Genomic DNA, 16963 nt, shown 5'->3' with positions numbered 1-16963 from the left:
TTCGGTTCGTGCTGCGTTCAGCCGCGGCCGAGAAATGGAATCTTGTTCTGAACCACCAGTCCTTCATAGAAATTGAGGTGGTCGGGCAGATCGCACATATGGATAATCACATCAGCAATATCCTTGGGATCGGCCGTCAACTCATCATCCAGTTTGACGGCACCGGGAGCGATTTCCGTGGCAACGATGCCCGGATGGAAAATCGACACCGCGATATTGTCTTCACGCCCGTCAATCGCCAGCGCCCGGGTCAGGCCGTCGAGACCCCATTTGCTGGCGGCATAGGCCGGGCTGTTCTGGCGCGGCACGCGGGCTGAGATCGAGCCGATATTGACGATGCGGCCGCGACCTTTGCCTTTCATCACCCGGATCGCGGCTCGGGCGCAGAGGAAAGCGGATGTCAGATTGGTGTCCAGCACCTTGCGCCACAAATCGAGTTCCAGTTCATCAGCTGCCGTACTGTCGGCAATCCCGGCATTATTGATGAGAACATCGACCGTGCCGAATGTCGCCACAGCCTGATCGAACAGGTTCTGAACCGCCGCTTCATCGGTCACATCGGTGGCCACGGCGAGCGCTTCGCCGCCCATATCTTCCACCCGTTTTACAAGCGCTTCGAGACGTTCCGCACGGCGTGCGGCCAGCACCACCTTGGCACCTTTCTCGACGAAAGAAATAGCGCAGCTTTCGCCAATGCCGGAACTGGCTCCGGTTATGACAGCGACGCGGCCTTGCAAGATACTCACCTGACATCCTCCTTGTTTCTTTGGCTGGATTTCCGCTTAGCACGCCCTTTTTTACGGGCAAGGGATTTTCCGGATTTTGTCAACAAGGTGCCGAAAGTGTGAGGGTTTTTATCCAGACCGGGTCATTTTCACTGTTGCAGCGCAAGATGCAGAAGTGTCATTCAAAGCAAAAATTGGTTGTCTTGCGCTGTCGAAGCCCCATTTGCAGGCATTGGTTGCATTGCAGCATAAGCGAATGGACAGAATATGACCGCACATCCGCATGAATTATGGCATGCCCGTCTGGCCCTGCTGGCTCTGGCTGTAGGGGGCTTTACGATCGGGACGACTGAATTTGCCAGCATGAGCGTGTTGCCGCAGATCGCCGAGGGATTGCATGTCGATGAACCGACGGCCGGTCATGTCATTAGCGCCTATGCGCTGGGTGTGGTTGTCGGTGCACCGACCATCGCCGTTCTGGGGGCCCGTTTGTCACGGCGTATATTACTGGTCGGGTTAATGGGATTCTTCGCTTTGGCCCATTGCCTTTCGGCTCTTTCTCCCAATCTCGAATGGATGCTGGCTTTTCGCTTCATGAGCGGCCTGCCGCATGGTGCCTATTTCGGCGTGGGGGCACTGGTCGCCGCCTCACTCGTGCCGCGATCTCAGAGAACCCAGGCTGTCGCGCGTATGATGCTGGGGCTGACAATTGCGACGATTGGCGGCGTGCCCTTTGCGAATTTGATCGGACAGCTTTTTGGCTGGCGCTGGTGTTTCGTGATTGTTGCCGTTCTTGCGCTGTTCACCGCTTTAATGGTGATGCGTTATGTACCGCGGGATAAGGGCGATCCTGAGGCCAGCCCGTTGCGTGAGCTGGGGGCGCTTGCCCGGCCGCAGGTCTGGCTGACCCTGCTGATCGGGGCCATTGGCTTTGGCGGGATGTTCGCTGTCTATACCTATCTCGCTTCGACTGTCACGGAAGTGACTGGCGTCGATCAGGCTATGGTGCCGGTGGCGCTGGCGGTGATCGGGCTGGGCATGACACTGGGGACGCTGGTCTGTTCCTGGGCTGCCGATCGCTGGCAGATGAAGGCGGCGGGGGTTACGCTGGTTTATGCCATCATTGTTATGGCGCTTTACGCTCCGGCCGCGCAGCAGCTGTGGTCGATGCTGGTTATCTTGCTGCTGATAGGCTGCGTGGGCGGTCTTTCCTCCATCCTGCAAACACGGCTGATGGATGTGGCCGGCGATGCACAGACACTGGCGGCTGCGCTGAACCATTCGGCCTTCAATGCGGCCAATGCGCTTGGCCCCTGGCTCGGCGGTATGGCGATTACGGCGGGATATGGTTGGACTTCGACCGGCTGGGTCGGTGCCTCGCTGGCAATAGGCGGGCTGCTTGTCTGGGCGCTTTCTATGGCTCTCGACCGGGCAAAAGCTGTTCGACAGGTCTGAACGTGAGCCGAGGAAGGCAAGCCGACAGACACACAGATATAGAGAAAATAAAAAAACCCCGGCCGGAGCGATCCGGCCGGGGTTTTTATCTGGCGATATCGCCTGAGATCAGTCGACGAAAGCGCGTTCGATCACGAACTGGCCAGGGGTCGCATTCGACCCTTCGATAAAGCCGAGTTCCTGGAAATATTCTTCGAAATCGCGGATCATGGCCATGCTGCCGCACAGCATGATGCGGTCCGTTTCCGGATCGAAATATTTCCGGTTGAACATCGCATCCTGGAAAATCGTGCCGTCATCGATCAGCTTGTGGATACGGCCCGTAGTGTGGAACTCTTCGCGTGTGACGGTGGGCACATAGGCAAATTGTTCCTTGGCTTCCTCTTCCACCAGCGGATCGTCCTCAAGGCGGCTTTCCAGTGTTTCACGGAAAGCGAGATCGCTCACGCGGCGGACCGAATGGACCAGCACGATCTTGTCGAACATGTCGTAAATGTCCGGATCGCGGATAATGCTGAGGAAAGGCGCAAGGCCGGTGCCGGTAGAAAGCAGGAACAGACGTTTGCCGGGCAGCAACGCATCGGTGACGAGTGTGCCGGTGGGCTTACGACCGAGATAGACCTGATCGCCAGGCTCGATTTTCTGAAGCTTGGACGTCAGCGGGCCATCCTGCACTTTGATCGAGAGGAATTCGAGTTCCTCGGCATAGGACGGGCTGGCCACCGAATAGGCGCGCAGGATCGGTTTGCCGTTTTCACCCGGCAGGCCGATCATCACGAATTCGCCCGAACGGAAGCGGAAGGAATCCGGTCGCGTGATGGTAAAGCTGAAAAGATGTTCGTTCCAGTGTTTGACTGAAAGAACTTCCTGAACCGTCAGGGCCTTGGTTTCGACCAGTGGTTCCTTGGTGCTCGTATTGCTCGTCACGGTGTTTCATTACCTCCATGATTGAGGAGAATGGGCTGCGGAACCATTATCCGGTCAGTCCTTCAATATGTTCGAACAGGCGGGTTTTACGCCGCAGTCATTCGGGGTTCATCGATGCGGATCGCAATCCTGCAACAGGTTTCGGATTTGATGTCGTCCATTACCAAATGCCGTATTCAGATATTCAGACCAGATCGATTGAAGATGGTTTTATGATTTCAGGCTAGTGTGCAGCTAATCGTTCAAAGAGGCTTCGTCCAGAGAGGAGGCGGCGGCCTTATCTTGTGCTGCTGACAGTTTATCTTGCATCACCATTCGCTCCGGTGTGCCGGGATTGCACGATTCTCGAATGTAGCGCGCATTACGTTATTGAGATTAATTTGCAAGAGTGCCCGGTAATGCCGATGTCAGAAACGCCATTGCCGGCTGGCTAGGCCGTGCCCCTCATCTGCTTAAACTCTGCATTTTCGCAAAGAAGCTCCCTTTACTAAATGTGCTCAACTGCGATAAATAGTAATTAGCTAACTAAATATATTTATGCGGATGAGGGTGTTACATGGGCTGCGGCGGAATGATGAAAACATGGCAAAGGGCTGGAGTGATCGGGCTGACGCTGGTGACAGCCATAGGCAGCGTAGCGAGTGTTGCCGCTCCGGATGCAACAATGCCGGGCAATGCTGTCGACATAAAAGGGCGTGAGCTGTTTCAGAACTGGTCTTGCGGTGCCTGCCATCTGATGAAAGATGCAGGCGGCACAGGGCGGGCCGGTCCCTCTCTCGATACCGGATCGCGCTCTGTAAAATTCATTGCCAGCCGTATTGCCAACGGTCAGGGCGCTATGCCGCCTTTTTCCGGTTCGCTGACCGATGAGGAAATCGATATTCTGGCGCACTATATTGCGGCTCATGACGATGCCGGTTGAGGGGATGAGCGTCAGCAGGCCGCCCTCATAACGGTACAGAGTGCGCTCCGGGCCGGTCAATCCTTGCTCGAACCGACCGTAGCCGACCCGTCACCAATCTGGGCGAAATAGTTGGTCACACCGTCGGGATCGTTCAGCCAGACGAAGGTGAGATCGAAATTGGGCAGACTGCCAAGTGGCGTTTCCACGGTGATCCCGCGTCTCTTACCCAGCGTATCCACCGCCGCAGCATCGCTGACGACATATTGCATCCCTGCGCTGCCTGTATCGGCCGGAAGACCCCGGCCAAGCGAAAACAGCGTAATGGTGGTCGATCCGTTGCGATAAGGGTAAACTTTGGTTTCGAGCAGCGGATCGGTAAAAGCTTTCAATTCGTCGAGACCGATGAAGCTGCGATAGAAATGACGACTTTCCGCAATGTCAGACGCGTTGATTCCGATTTCCAGCCGTCCATATTGTTCGGCCGGAGCGTCGGGCCATACGACCAGTTTCAATGTGAAGTTTGCCGGGTCCCGGACAAAGGCGGCCTGTTTACCGTTCCCGATATCGCTAAAGCGGGGGGCGCTATAACCTGCTTTTTCGAAACGTCGGGCAAGAGCATTCCCGTCGGGGAAGAAGAGCGTAAAATAGCGAATGCCAGTCGCTTCATTCACGGCGCCCGGACGATACTCACGGTTATCCTGCAGTCCCTCCGCCAGCTTGATCTGGCTTCCTCCGATGCCGAACAGGATGATGGTCTGCTGCGCATCCAGCGTAATCGGTTGCAAAGGGGTGAGGCCAAGTATGTCGCGATAAAACGCAACCATGTCGTGAGTGACTTCCGGCTTGAAGCGCCGAAAGACATTCATGGATTTTTGTATGATATAGGGGCGGGCCGTTTCCATTTGTGAACTTGCCATGTCGCGCTTCGAGCTGTTGGCGAGTGCGCTATGTCCACTGAGCGCCGCCAGTATCGGTCCCAGCAAGATGAGATATGGCACGGTTTTCATAATTTCTCTCCCTCACCGCCGTTCTGATCGTTCAGGCCTCGTCATTTCGGCAGAGCGAAGACGACAAGCGATTCATTATTGGCAGGTTTTCCGTCCGGCCCCCTCGGTACAGCACCGAAATTGGCAGCCATGACCGCAACATACTGGCGGCCATCCTTGCCGCGATAGGTTATGGGCACTGCCTGTGCGTTATATTCAAGCTTCTTGCTCCACAGTTCTTTCCCGTTCCGGGCGTCGAAAGCGCGGAAGCGATGGTCATCGGTGCCACCGATGAAAACGAGCCCGCCTGCAGTGACGATGGGGCCTCCGAAGAAATTGGTTCTTCCGGTCTTCTGTTTGCCTTCGGGAAGCGCATCGGTGACGCCCAAAACGGAGGACCAGGCGATTTCCCCTGTATTGCCGTTAATTGCGAACAAGCGCCCCCACGGCTGGGGCGTGCAGGGTAGTTCCACTGTGTTCCCGTCCTTGTCGACATAGTCGGCGGCGAAATGGGAATAAGCGCCGGGGCTGCTCAGACTTGCGCGGTCATAGAGCTGGTTTGAACCGCTTGTGCCACGGCCATAATCGCCATCTTCCTGGCGTTTTTCGACAAAACCGATCGTTCCGCCTTCGCTGGTGTTCACATAAATGTAGTTTGTGTTGGGATCGACTGCACTGCCGCCCCAATTCGATCCGCCATTAATCGGCAGATCTATCGAAGCCTGCACCGGATCGCCTTTTTCATGCAGGAAGAAGGGAGTGAAAGGTCCGGCATTGTAGAAGGAGCCACCATATTCATCCAGCAGGGCTTTGCAGGCTTCGACATGCTGCTGGCTGGTCTGCTCTGCTGTGACCAGATCTTCGGGCGACCAGTAGCTTTGCGACAGGCGAGGCGGTTTGACCGGGACGGGCTGCGTGGAAGCATAATATTCGCCGGGAACATTTCCTGCTGCCACGGGCATTTCATCGACACCGAAAACCGGCTCTCCGGTTTCGCGATTGAGAATATACATATAAGCAGTTTTGCCGGTTTCGGCGAGGGCAGGGATTGTTTTGCCGTCTTTGACGATATCGAACAAAACGGGCGGTGCGGGAAGGTCCTTGTCCCATAGATCGTGATGGATTGTCTGGAAGTGCCATTTATATTCGCCGGTTTTGGCATCCACGGCGACCAGCGAATTCCCAAAAAGATTATCGCCCGGCCGGTCTCCGCCATAATAATTGGGCGAAGGACCGCCGACTGGCATATATAGCATGCCGGTTTTTTCATCGGCAGTCATATACCAAACCCAGACATTGGTGCCCGAACGGCCTTTCCAGCCATCGTTGAGCCATGTTTCATGACCTGGCTCGCCGGGTTGGGGGACCGTGTTGAATTCCCAGATTTTCTTACCCGTTCGGGCGTCGAAGGCGCGACTGTTTCCTGAGGCGCCAATCGGCATTTCGCCAACATTGGCGCCGATGATCAGAATATTACGAAACACGGTCGGCGGGCCATTATAAGGCACTTCGAGACGGATCGCGCCATCCTTTCCGAAATCGCCGACAGGCTCTCCTGTTACGGCATCAAGCGCATATATGGCACTGCCGCTGGAATAGAATATGCGCGGCTTTCGAGCCGTATCGCCTGGCCAGTAGGAAACCGTCCGTCGGGCTATCCCATCTGTCACTGGATGGCGCCAGATCTCTTTACCGGTATCGCCTTCCAGCGCGACGATTGCATTGCCGATCGGCAGATAGAGTCGGTTGTCGATGACGATAGGGGTGGCCGATGTTACCAGACTGCCGCCGCCTTCCGGGCGGACACGGAAGCTCCAGGCGATATCCAGTTTATCGATATTATCGCGATTGATGTCAGCGAGGGGCGAAAAACGGGTGCCGCCAATATCTCTGGTATATCGCGGCCAGTCCGCCGGTGCCGGTTCGCCGGCACTTGCCGATATGCCTTTGATAAATGCTAGCGAGCAAATCACGCTCAGCATCGCTGCTGACCTGATACGCATTCCTGTCTCCCGTATACCCTAATTATTAGCTAACTAATCATATAGATGCAGGTCTTTTGCAAAACTTTGTGAACAACTATCCCTGTCAAACTGAAACCCGGCCGATATCCCTGATTAGCATACCTACATTGTCATAAATGGCATGCGGACGCCGATGTTCGGGCTGGGCCAACCATGTTTCGCGCGACGTCGTTCCGCTGGTGACCCCTATTCCCCGAGCACCGCCCATTCGCGCCATTTCGATTTCTACACGGGGATCGTCTCCCACGATGGCGATATGTTCTGGTGCCAGTTTCAGTCTGGCGCTGACAAAACGCATGGCGTGCAGTGACGGTTTGCCGGTGACTTCGGGTTCCTGCCCCGTCACGCGCGCAATGGCGCCGACGATCGCGCAGCTATAGCCGAAAGCCGGCCCGTCCTGCGTAGCGAAAAAGGGAACATCGGATGCTGTCAGGAAAGCCGCACCATCGAGTATCCGCGCGGATGCCTTGTGAATATCCGCCATGGTGCATTCGGGATGCCAGGCCACATAAACCGCATCGGCATTATCCGCTAGGCTTTCTCCGGGCGTACAGGTCGGGATACCGTCTTCTTCAAGCGCTTCGATGACTCCCTGCGTGCCGAGCACCAGCACATTGTCATAAGCTCTGTCACGCATGACTTTTCCTGCCACACTGTTGGGGGTGAACAACCGGTCATTGCGAATAGGCAGCCCGACATTGCGCAGGCGCGGTCCTTGCTGGCTGGCTGGATAGGCGCTGCCATTGGTCAGGGCGAGAAAAGGGATCCGGCGTTGTTCCAGCTCTTCGAGCAATTCAACTGCACCCGGAATAACCGTATAGCTGCCGAGCTTGCGATTGCTGAGAATCAGCGTTCCATCGAGATCGAACATATAGCCTTTGGGCTGCCGGTCTGGTTTGTCCATCGTCACAGCACTTCTCCGTCGCTTTCAAGCTCCAGCCGGAAACCCGCTTTTTCGACACTGATCCGGGTCAGATCGGTTCGTGCCAGCAGGCGGCGAAGTAACTGCATGACAGGTCGTTTTCCCGGATCGTATTGACGATTGGCGGGGCCTGCCTGGTGCATGGCATCCACCTGTTCTGCGGGCATAGTGGCGCGCAGCAAAAACTCTTCATCGGGGAGGTTCGGCCCAATCTTTTGGCGCAATTCGGAAAGCTCGGCCATACCCTGTTCTGCCTGCAATTCCTTGGCGCGAGGCGAGGCCATGATCCGGTCCATCACCTGCTCATCGATTGGACGGTTGGGGCGACCGAACTTACCAAGCGCATAGCGGATGATCTCATCGGGAATGATGGCATAGCGCTCTTCACCTGTGACATTCATCATGGCCTGCGTTTGCAACATTTGTGCAAAGGGCGTCATGACGATGGGCCAGCCAAGCTCCTCCCGCACGCGTCCCAGCTCCTCGATTACGGCACCTTCGAGATGAGAAACACGATGATCGGCCAGATGACGGCGCATTGTGCCGACCATACCGCCGGGAAGCTGATGCCGCAGATAAGCGGCGTCGAATGCCATGGGATGGCCTTGAGGGAGATTTTCCGCCTCGGCGAGAGCGGTGAAATAATTTGCCACTTCGGCCACGGCTTCTTCATCTACATCAATGCTGTGACCCATGGCTTTGAGGTTGGCGATCATCCGCTGGACAGGCGGATTGGAGGTCCCATCCGCCGCGCCTCCACTGGCGCATTGCAGGGCCGCGATGCCCAGACCGGCGGCTTCCAGATAGGCCGGCTCTGCCTGCCCGATCGTGCAATGGGCATGAAGCTCCAGCGGTTTGTCGCCGATTTCCGCCATTATGGCGGGGATCAGCGTTTCAGCCCGTTTGGGCGTGAGTAAACCGCCGGGATCCTTGATATAGAGCGCATCAATATCGGGGCTTTGCGCCATGATCCGCGCGGCTTCGGCGTAATGGGCATCGTCATGGATCGGACTAATCGTATAGACCAGTGCTCCGATAACCTGTTCGCCGCCGGCGCGTTTCACCATATGCGCGACATCGACATTCGAGGCGGCATCGTTCATCGGATCGGCAAGGGCAAAACGGCGAATGCCGTTGCGGGCAAGGGTCCGGAAAGCCAGTTCCATGAATTCCGGGCTTGCTGTTTGCCAGGCGATGAAACGAAAACCGGTTGAAAGGAATTGCAACGGGGTCGTTTTGCAGATGTCTGCCATGGCGCGAATGCGTTCCCACGGGTCTTCCTGCTTATAACGGACTGCGACGCCCATATGTGTGGAGGTCGTGAAATCGATCGCATGATAGCCGGCACGCTCCATTACCGGTGCTATGCTGAGCGTCTTGGCGGTATCGATCCCCAGCGCTCCCCACAGACATTGATTACCGTCTCTGAGCGATGTTTCGATCAGTTTGATGGCGGCCATCAGGCCATCTCCTTCCGCTCGGTGAGAAGTTCTGCAAGAAAGCTCGTATTCACGCCGCCTTTGATGAAAGCAGGATCGGCCAGAATTTCGGTCTGCAGACGGCAATTGGTGGCGACGCCTTCAATGTGTGTCTGCATCAGCGCATCGCGCAAGCGGGCAAGAGCGGTCTGACGATCCGGGCCATGAGCAACGATCTTGGCAATCATGGAATCGTAAAAAGGAGGGATTTGCGCGCCATTTACGATATGTGTGTCGACACGAATGCCTTCTCCGGCAGGCCATTGAACGGACTGCACTATGCCGGGTGAAGGCATGAAATTCTCTTCCGGGTCCTCAGCGTTGATCCGGCATTCCATAGCGTGGCCGGTGAAGCGAATGTCACTTTGCCCGAAGCGCAGACCTTCTCCATTGGCGATGGCGATCTGTTCTGCGATCAGGTCGATGCCTGTCACTTCTTCGGTAACCGGATGCTCCACCTGAATACGGGCATTCATTTCGAGAAAGTAAAATTCCCGGCGATCCACATCGTAGAGAAATTCTACCGTTCCGGCGCCACGGTAATCTAGCCTTGCAGCAAACCGGCAGGCGGCGGCGAGCATATTTTCGCGCAAATCGTCCGGTAAATGCGGGGCGGGGCTTTCTTCTATCAGCTTCTGATAGCGCCGCTGAACCGAACAATCGCGCTCGCCGCAATGGATGACATGGCCTTTGCCATCGCCTAACAATTGCACTTCGACATGCCGCCCCTTGGCAACATAGCGCTCCAGATAGATCCGTGAATCGCCGAAAGCAGCACCGGCTTCTGCACTGGCCATATCGATAATGTCGTGAAGCTCTTCGGCTTTTTCGACGAGCTTCATACCCCGGCCACCACCGCCGCCAACTGCCTTGACCAGCAGAGGCAGGCCGACCTCCTCTGCCAGTATCTTCGCATCCTCCCGGCTCTCCACCGGCCCGCCGGGAACCACCGGCACATTGGCGGCCTGTGCTTCGGTACGGGCACGAAGCTTATCGCCCACTGCGTCTATTTGACTGGCTGTAGGGCCGATAAAAAGAATGCCTTCTTCTTCGCACATACGGGCCAGATCGGCTCGCTCAGAGAGAAAGCCATAGCCTGGATGGATGGCGTCGCAGCCGGTTGAAATGGCTGCCTGCATTACCGTTTCCAGCTGCAGATAGCTTTTGGCCGATGGCGCCGGTCCGAGGCATACGGTACGGCTTGCAAGCTTCGTTCCGAGCGAATGACGGTCCGCCTCCGAGACACCCAGCACGGTTTCGACGCCAAGCGCATCGCAACTGCGAATGATACGGCAGGCAATTTCGCCGCGATTGGCGATGAATATGCGCCTGATCGTCATATCAGCCACCGGGCCTGACCAGCACAAGCACTTCGCCATGTTCGACCATTTCACCATTGGTGCCGACAATCTCGACCACTTCGCCGCTCACGCCCGCGCGGGCGGAATTCATCAGCTTCATCACTTCGATAATGCCGATCACCGTCTCTTCTTCAACACGGTCACCCACTTCGATGAAAGGCGGCTCGCCGGGTTTCGGCGCCCGATAGAAAACGCCGAGCAACGGACTTCTGACTTCGACCAGCCCATCCTCGCTTCCCCGACCGGCCGATGAAACGGGAGGCGTGGGAGCGGGAGAAGGCGCGGTCGATGTAGAGGATACCGGTACGGGAAGAGAACTTCGCACCTTGCTTCCATCGCGGGCCAGTTCGAGTTTGAGACCGTCCATTTCGAGTATGAGGCGGTCGAAATGCGAAGCTTCGAGCAGAGTCATGATCTCCTCGACATCCTTGCCGTTGAGACTCATTGCGTCCCTCCGAAAATCGTCATCACATGTTTGAGCGGATTGCTTTCCGGTGGTTTGACCGGTTTTGTAGCATCGCGCATTGCCCAGACAGTTTCGGGGCGGCTTTGCAGCAACAGAATTTGCCCGCTCTGGCTAATGGCCCACTCAATATCCTGAGGCTTGCCATAATGCCGCTCTACCCTGCGGCCGATATCTCGCAGGGCAAGCAGTTCCTCATCGTTCAGGCATGGGGTGGTGCGTTGCTTTGCTTCAAGTTCGACTTCCCGAATGCCACCGCCTTCGGCCTGAATTTGCATGGCATGTTTATCGGAAATATCGCGCGTGGCGATATCGCCGGTGATCTTGCCGATCACCCAGCGGTCGGGTGTAACTTCGCCGGACACTACCGAGGAACCAAGCCCCCAAGCCCCTTCGATGGTGATAACCGATTTGTCGCCGCTGGTTGGGCTGCGCGTGAACATAACGCCTGCGGAACGCGCATCGACCATCTGCTGAACCACCACGGCCATGGCAACGTTATCTTCCGGCAGACTGTGTTTGCGGCGATAAGCGATGCTTTCGACCGAATAGAGGCTTCCCCAGCATTCGCGTAAACGGGCAAACATTTCTTCTGTATTCATCACCCAGAGAAACGTGTCCTGCAAACCGGCGAAACTGGCATCATCAGCATCTTCCGTGGTAGCTGAGCTTCTGACAGCGACGGCTTCGTCCCCTGAACCAAGCCGTGCGTAAGCCTCTTCCACTGCTTTTCGCACGGTGGCTGGCAGCGGTTCCTGTTCGACCCGGTGGCGCAACTCCTGCGATACAGAGCGGATTGTATCGAGATCGTCGGGAGCGAGATCGGCCACTAGCCCGCGGACCGGCCGATGATGCTCCATAGCCTCAAGAAACAGTTCGAAACCATGGGTGGTCACGACGAAGCCAGGAGGAACCGGGATACCGGCTTGTGTCAGCTCTCCGAGACTGCCGCCTTTGCCGCCAACGGCGGGGCGGTCGGCAAGGCCGATATCTGCAAACCAGGCTACAGGTCTATCGATGAGATCAGGCATTTTCGAGTAGCTCCTCTTCATCGAGAATGGTGACGAGACCCCGGCCGCCATCGACCCGAATACGCTGGCCGTCCTGTATCCGGCTGGTGGCTGAACCTGTGCCGACAACGGCAGGCAGGTCATATTCGCGTGCCACAATCGCCATATGGCTCATAGAGCCGCCAATATCGGAGACAGCGGCCGAGATTTTCTGAAAGATAGGAGCCCAGGTCGGGTTGGTGACCTGACAGACGAGAATATCACCCTGTTCCAGCCGCCCGATTTCCTTGACCGATCTGACGACTCTTGCAGTGCCTTCGACAATTCCCGAGCAGGCGGCAAAGCCTTTTAATTCCTTTTGATTCTGTTCGCCCGTATCCAGCCAGCTATCGAGATTGTCACGGGTGATCCCCCAGAGCATCACAATGGCGGGATCGTCGATCACATCGGGAACCATACCGAGCGCAGGTGGGACAGTGTTTCGAGCCCATAAATCGATAGCCTGTTTGCGGTCTTGGACGATGGCAGGCCAGCGTTTGGGACCGAGCGGTTCAGAACCTGATGACCATGCCAGCATCAGATCGATAATCGCGCTTTCCAGCTCATAATGTGTAAGGTGAAAGACATCTTCTTCCTGTTCGAAGAAACCGTGTTCGGCCAGAAGCGCACCGAATTCGCGGATTTTGTTGAAGAACAGATTGGTGTACCAGTGCTCGCAATAAAACTTGTGTCCCTCCACATAAGGGAACACGCGATGGGCGAGGTGAATCAGCTGATCGTAAGTTGCCTTGTCTTCATCGTTGTCCAGTAGCTCGCGATAATCGGCAACGAGCTGATCACGCTCCTCAACCAGACGGTCCATCGGCCGTTCTATCGTCTCGCCTGCCCTGACTTTCTCGATATAGCCGGGCAAAGCGGCGAAAGGCATGGACAGATCGTCGTTCCACGAACGGTGATAATGATAGAACCCGTCCCCCACATTCACATTGAACCAGGGATTGCGGCTGACTTCGAGTTCGCTCAGCCATTCGCGTCCGTTCTCGCCCAGCTGGTCCAGTGTGCCCAAGACATCCTCGATAACCATATCATCGTGGAAATGCTGATCTACACCCAGCTCCACGGCGCGGCGGGCAAGACGTTTGACCTCTTCGTCGGGTTTGAAAATCTCCGCTTCCATTCCGGCAACCATACGGCTGATCGCCTGATCGGATATTTCAGGGAAAGCTCTTTTGCAGAAATCGAAAAAGGTCAGATAGGCACCGTAGCCGAGCAGCAAGAACTCGAAATGGTGATGCCACATACGGAAATAGCCTTCGAGCTGCTTGCGATAAATATCGAGCAGCGCATGGTTCGAGGCGACACCCTTGCCGGTATGTGTCGTCTTGATCGGTTCCCATTCGGGCAATACCGGTCTGGGCAGCGCCTGCGCATCGGCAATCAACGCCTTCATCTTGTCTTTCCACTGGGCGTACAGCTCTTCCCAGTTCTCATAATAATAGAAGGCGCGGGCCTGGAATTTCTCCTGACGCATCGCAATTTCGTTCGGATCGGTAACGGGAACGCCACCAATATAGACGCGCCCGTTTATAACCCGGTGATCGATTCCTTTGGTGGTCGGCAAGACATGAACGCGTGTGTTGAATGCACCCAGAGCACAATAGGCCGCTTCTGCTGTCACCAGATCGAAATGGTGCATCGGTTCGGGAAAATGCATCGAATTGTAGAACCAGAAGCGGTCGTCGTCTTCAGGGGTGAATTGCGTGTAGTAGGGCAGAGCCTCCTGCGCCCGTTCCGTACCCGGTACTTTCCTGACCGAGCTGGGGAGCGGAAAGCTCTTTGCGTCGCCAGCCATAAACCGTGTCCTTTCGGCAGGGCCGGTGCGGTGCCTTTGCGACATCCTGCGCCGACCGCAGCATCTCTCCATTGAGCAGGCAGAATATCGGGAGGGCGAAGTACCTCAAAGGACTCCTGCGCAGAAGAAGCAGGACAATCGCGCAGAATGTAACGCTCCGGTGGGCAGCAATCGATAAGGGATCAGGACGCCCGGTTTTTCCGCCAGCGACTGGGTGTGATGCCGAAGCGCTTGCGGAATTGGCGGGTAAAATAGCTGGAGTCGAGAAAGCCGCAGCGAAACGCCAGTTCTCCTATCGGTAAGCAGAACAGGCGAGGATCGGTGAGCAGTTCAGCCGCGCGTTCGAGCCGTGTTGCATTGAGTTCCTGGACAAAGCTGGTGCCTTGGCTCGCCAGCACAGCCTGCAGGCTTCGTTTCGATATGCCGAGCTCGTTTGCCAGCCCCTCACAATGAAAATCGGGATCGGCATAATCGCGCTCAATCCGGCTGAGCACTTCACGGACAAGATAGCTGCGATGACTTCCCGCACGCGGTGCGCCCGAACCGGTGGCAAGGGCCAGAAGCGACCCGATCTGTTCAGCAATCATGGGGCGGGGAAGCGGGCTGTGCTTCATATTGTCCATAACGGTTTCGAGCAGCGAACCCAAAGGCGCGCCCCAGCCATGCTTCACCGAAATGGGACGCCCTAGTAAAAGGCCGGGATCGGACAAATGTCGGTCCAGCCAACCGATTGGCATCATCAGATCGGCCACTTCATGCGGGGTCTGCATTTCCATCCGGTAGAAACGCGTATTGTCGAGCAGAACAAATTCGCCCGGCTTAAGGGTGAATTTGCGCCCGTTCATGCGTGTTTCTATCGCACCCTGGCGGGCATAGATAAGCTGAATGGAAGGATCGACACGTTTCCGACCACCCTCATCGCCACAATGCACGACACGTTGCGCCGGGGCATGAAGGTGAAGCATGCGCAGCTGACCTAAACCGTGACTGGTCCATTGCGCGGCAAAATGAGCCCGATCGAACACGCAGACATCGACCGGTGCGATGGTTGCAGCGGCCCAGTCGCGCCACTGCCGAATGGCGTCATTATCGGTCAGCCCAATCGAGCTCCAACTGCTATCTTCCTGTATCCTCTCCATGCAGTTCTTCCACCTGCTTTAATTTGCAAGCTACCGAAATGGAAGGCGTTGGGCAACAGGGCTGCTTAAGGAGGGCCGGTTAAGTTTGAAAAGATATATGAAAAGGAATGTCGATCAGCACTCGACGACATTGACAGCCAGCCCGCCGAGACTGGTTTCCTTGTAATGGTTGCTCATATCGACGCCGGTCTGGCGCATGGTTTCGATTACGGCATCAAGGCTGACAATGTGGCGGCCATCGCCCTGAAGGGCGAGATAAGCGGCATTGATGGCTTTCACTGCGCCCATTGTATTGCGTTCTATACAGGGAATCTGGACCAGTCCGCCAATCGGGTCGCAGGTGAGGCCGAGATTGTGTTCCATACCGATTTCTGCGGCGTTCTCGATCTGCTGGTTGGTGCCGCCCAGTGCTGCCGCCAGGCCCGCTGCTGCCATCGAACAGGCTACGCCGACTTCGCCCTGACAGCCCATTTCTGCGGCTGAAATAGAAGCCCGCTTTTTGTAGAGAAAACCGATGGCAGCAGCGGTCAGCAAAAGTGTATGTTCACCATCACGATCCGCGCCTGGCACGAAGCGACGATAATAGTGCAGAACGGCCGGAATGACACCCGCCGCTCCATTCGTGGGGGCTGTCACAACCCGCCCGCCGGCGGCATTTTCCTCATTCACGGCAAGCGCGAAAAGGCTCACCCATTCAAATGTATGAGCTGGTCCGAAAGTGTCTTTCTGGCTCCGCAAGCGGGTGTGAATAGATTTCGCCCGCCGGCGGACTTTCAATCCCCCCGGCAGGAAACCTTCCTGTTTCAGGCCGCGTTCGATTGACGCGGTCATGGCATCGCATACCTTATCGAGAAAAGCCTCGGTCTTTTCCTGAGGGCGCCATATTTCCTCATTTTTCAAGATGATGGTCGCGATGCAGAGTCCTGTTTCCTCACCCATTGCGAGGAGTTCTTCGGCTGAAGAAAATGGGTGGGGTGGGACGAGATTATGCCCCAGCGCAGCATCGTTAGTTCCTTCCTCTTCCGACAGGACTGAGCCTCCGCCAATCGAATAATAGGCTCTGCCGACCGTATCCGCCGTTCCCTCGAACCAGGCTGTAAAGCGCATGCCATTGGCATGTTCCGGGAGGAATTCATCCTTATGGAAAAGAAGGTCTCCCTCTTCATAGAAAGTCGGCCCTGCAGCCCGTTGCCCGTCTTTATGCAGTTTCCCGTCTTCCCTTATGGAGGCAAGAATTGGGGCGATCGCTTCCGGATCGACAGTTTGCGGACGATAGCCTGATAGTCCCAGCAAGATGGCGGAATCGGTTGCGTGTCCGTGGCCTGTCAGGGCAAGTGAGCCATACAGGTCGCATTGTACACGTTTAGGGCATTGCGGCAGGGAGTCCATGAACATGCGTGCAGCGCGCATCGGCCCTACCGTATGCGAACTCGATGGACCGAGGCCGATCGTAAAGAGATCGAGTATCGTGGTCGCATCGGCAGAGGCTTGCTGCTTGGTCATATCGTCCTTTTCCTTCGCACCTTATGCTGATGCGATCTTGCAGAAAGTTCATAGACCGGGGTGCTCCGGCTGGAAACCGGTTTACTGCCGGAACAGGGCCGATTTGTGCCAGATATTCTGCGAAATCTGGATGCACAATTCTACGAGCAGATATGGAGCAATTCGCTATAACCGGAAAATAATATTCTACCCTTTTCACACCTGATCCGGTGGC

14 protein-coding genes are annotated in these 16963 nt (G+C 56.2%); 2 read left to right on the top strand and 12 right to left on the bottom strand.

The features are described from left to right. Positions 1 to 17: 17 nt before the first annotated feature. Positions 18 to 746: an SDR family oxidoreductase gene (locus D6851_RS14515; protein WP_120325627.1), complete on the bottom strand. Its 729-nt coding sequence runs from the start codon at positions 744 to 746 to the stop codon at positions 18 to 20. A gap of 246 nt (positions 747 to 992) precedes the next feature. Here D6851_RS14515 and D6851_RS14510 point away from each other — a divergent pair, with 246 nt between their 5' ends. Then, on the top strand, positions 993 to 2180 hold the full coding sequence (locus D6851_RS14510) for an MFS transporter (RefSeq protein ID WP_120325626.1): 1188 nt from the start codon (positions 993 to 995) through the stop codon (positions 2178 to 2180). A 108-nt stretch (positions 2181 to 2288) separates the two neighbouring features. On the opposite strand, the gene D6851_RS14505 is transcribed toward D6851_RS14510, so the two are convergent. Further along, complete coding sequence (locus tag D6851_RS14505; protein ID WP_238474125.1) at positions 2289 to 3107, bottom strand: ferredoxin--NADP reductase; 819 nt, start codon at positions 3105 to 3107, stop codon at positions 2289 to 2291. Between the two features lie 571 nt (positions 3108 to 3678). Here D6851_RS14505 and D6851_RS14495 point away from each other — a divergent pair. Then, entirely contained in the window at positions 3679 to 4029 is a 351-nt protein-coding gene (locus D6851_RS14495) for a c-type cytochrome (protein ID WP_183030116.1), read from the top strand. A 56-nt stretch (positions 4030 to 4085) separates the two neighbouring features. On the opposite strand, the gene D6851_RS14490 is transcribed toward D6851_RS14495, so the two are convergent. The 10 genes from D6851_RS14490 to D6851_RS14445 all read right to left on the bottom strand — a co-directional run bounded on the left by D6851_RS14490 (position 4086) and on the right by D6851_RS14445 (position 16749). Beyond that, a complete protein-coding gene (locus D6851_RS14490; RefSeq protein WP_120325623.1) occupies positions 4086 to 5018 on the bottom strand; it encodes a VOC family protein in 933 nt (310 codons plus the stop codon). A gap of 41 nt (positions 5019 to 5059) precedes the next feature. Next, the gene (locus D6851_RS14485; protein WP_120325622.1) at positions 5060 to 7000 is read right to left on the bottom strand and encodes an outer membrane protein assembly factor BamB family protein; all 1941 of its coding nucleotides are present in this window, start codon (positions 6998 to 7000) and stop codon (positions 5060 to 5062) included. An 85-nt stretch (positions 7001 to 7085) separates the two neighbouring features. After that, the gene (locus D6851_RS14480; RefSeq protein ID WP_120325621.1) at positions 7086 to 7925 is read right to left on the bottom strand and encodes an HAD-IIA family hydrolase; all 840 of its coding nucleotides are present in this window, start codon (positions 7923 to 7925) and stop codon (positions 7086 to 7088) included. 2 nt (positions 7926 to 7927) lie between these two features. After that, positions 7928 to 9403, bottom strand: a complete 1476-nt coding sequence (locus D6851_RS14475; protein ID WP_120325620.1) for a biotin carboxyl carrier protein — start codon at positions 9401 to 9403, stop codon at positions 7928 to 7930. After that, complete coding sequence (locus tag D6851_RS14470) at positions 9403 to 10761, bottom strand: acetyl-CoA carboxylase biotin carboxylase subunit (protein ID WP_120325619.1); 1359 nt, start codon at positions 10759 to 10761, stop codon at positions 9403 to 9405. The genes D6851_RS14475 and D6851_RS14470 overlap by 1 nt, the downstream gene beginning before the upstream one ends. Before the next feature lies 1 nt (position 10762). Then, positions 10763 to 11227, bottom strand: coding sequence for an acetyl-CoA carboxylase biotin carboxyl carrier protein (locus D6851_RS14465; protein ID WP_120325618.1), 465 nt, complete (start codon positions 11225 to 11227; stop codon positions 10763 to 10765). Beyond that, positions 11224 to 12276: a PEP/pyruvate-binding domain-containing protein gene (locus tag D6851_RS14460; RefSeq protein WP_238474124.1), complete on the bottom strand. Its 1053-nt coding sequence runs from the start codon at positions 12274 to 12276 to the stop codon at positions 11224 to 11226. The genes D6851_RS14465 and D6851_RS14460 overlap by 4 nt, the downstream gene beginning before the upstream one ends. Further along, the gene (locus tag D6851_RS14455) at positions 12269 to 14107 is read right to left on the bottom strand and encodes a PEP-utilizing enzyme (protein WP_120325683.1); all 1839 of its coding nucleotides are present in this window, start codon (positions 14105 to 14107) and stop codon (positions 12269 to 12271) included. Before D6851_RS14455 ends, D6851_RS14460 begins: the two co-directional genes overlap by 8 nt. Positions 14108 to 14289: 182 nt before the next feature. Next, on the bottom strand, positions 14290 to 15246 hold the full coding sequence (locus tag D6851_RS14450) for a helix-turn-helix domain-containing protein (RefSeq protein ID WP_120325617.1): 957 nt from the start codon (positions 15244 to 15246) through the stop codon (positions 14290 to 14292). Between the two features lie 114 nt (positions 15247 to 15360). Beyond that, the gene (locus tag D6851_RS14445) at positions 15361 to 16749 is read right to left on the bottom strand and encodes an L-serine ammonia-lyase (RefSeq protein ID WP_120325616.1); all 1389 of its coding nucleotides are present in this window, start codon (positions 16747 to 16749) and stop codon (positions 15361 to 15363) included. Positions 16750 to 16963 lie beyond the last annotated feature (214 nt).

Origin of the sequence: Altericroceibacterium spongiae, from assembly GCF_003610805.1 — a bacterium.
Taxonomy (GTDB): Bacteria; Pseudomonadota; Alphaproteobacteria; order Sphingomonadales; family Sphingomonadaceae; genus Altericroceibacterium; species Altericroceibacterium spongiae.
This window is presented reverse-complemented; position numbering and strand designations above follow the sequence as displayed.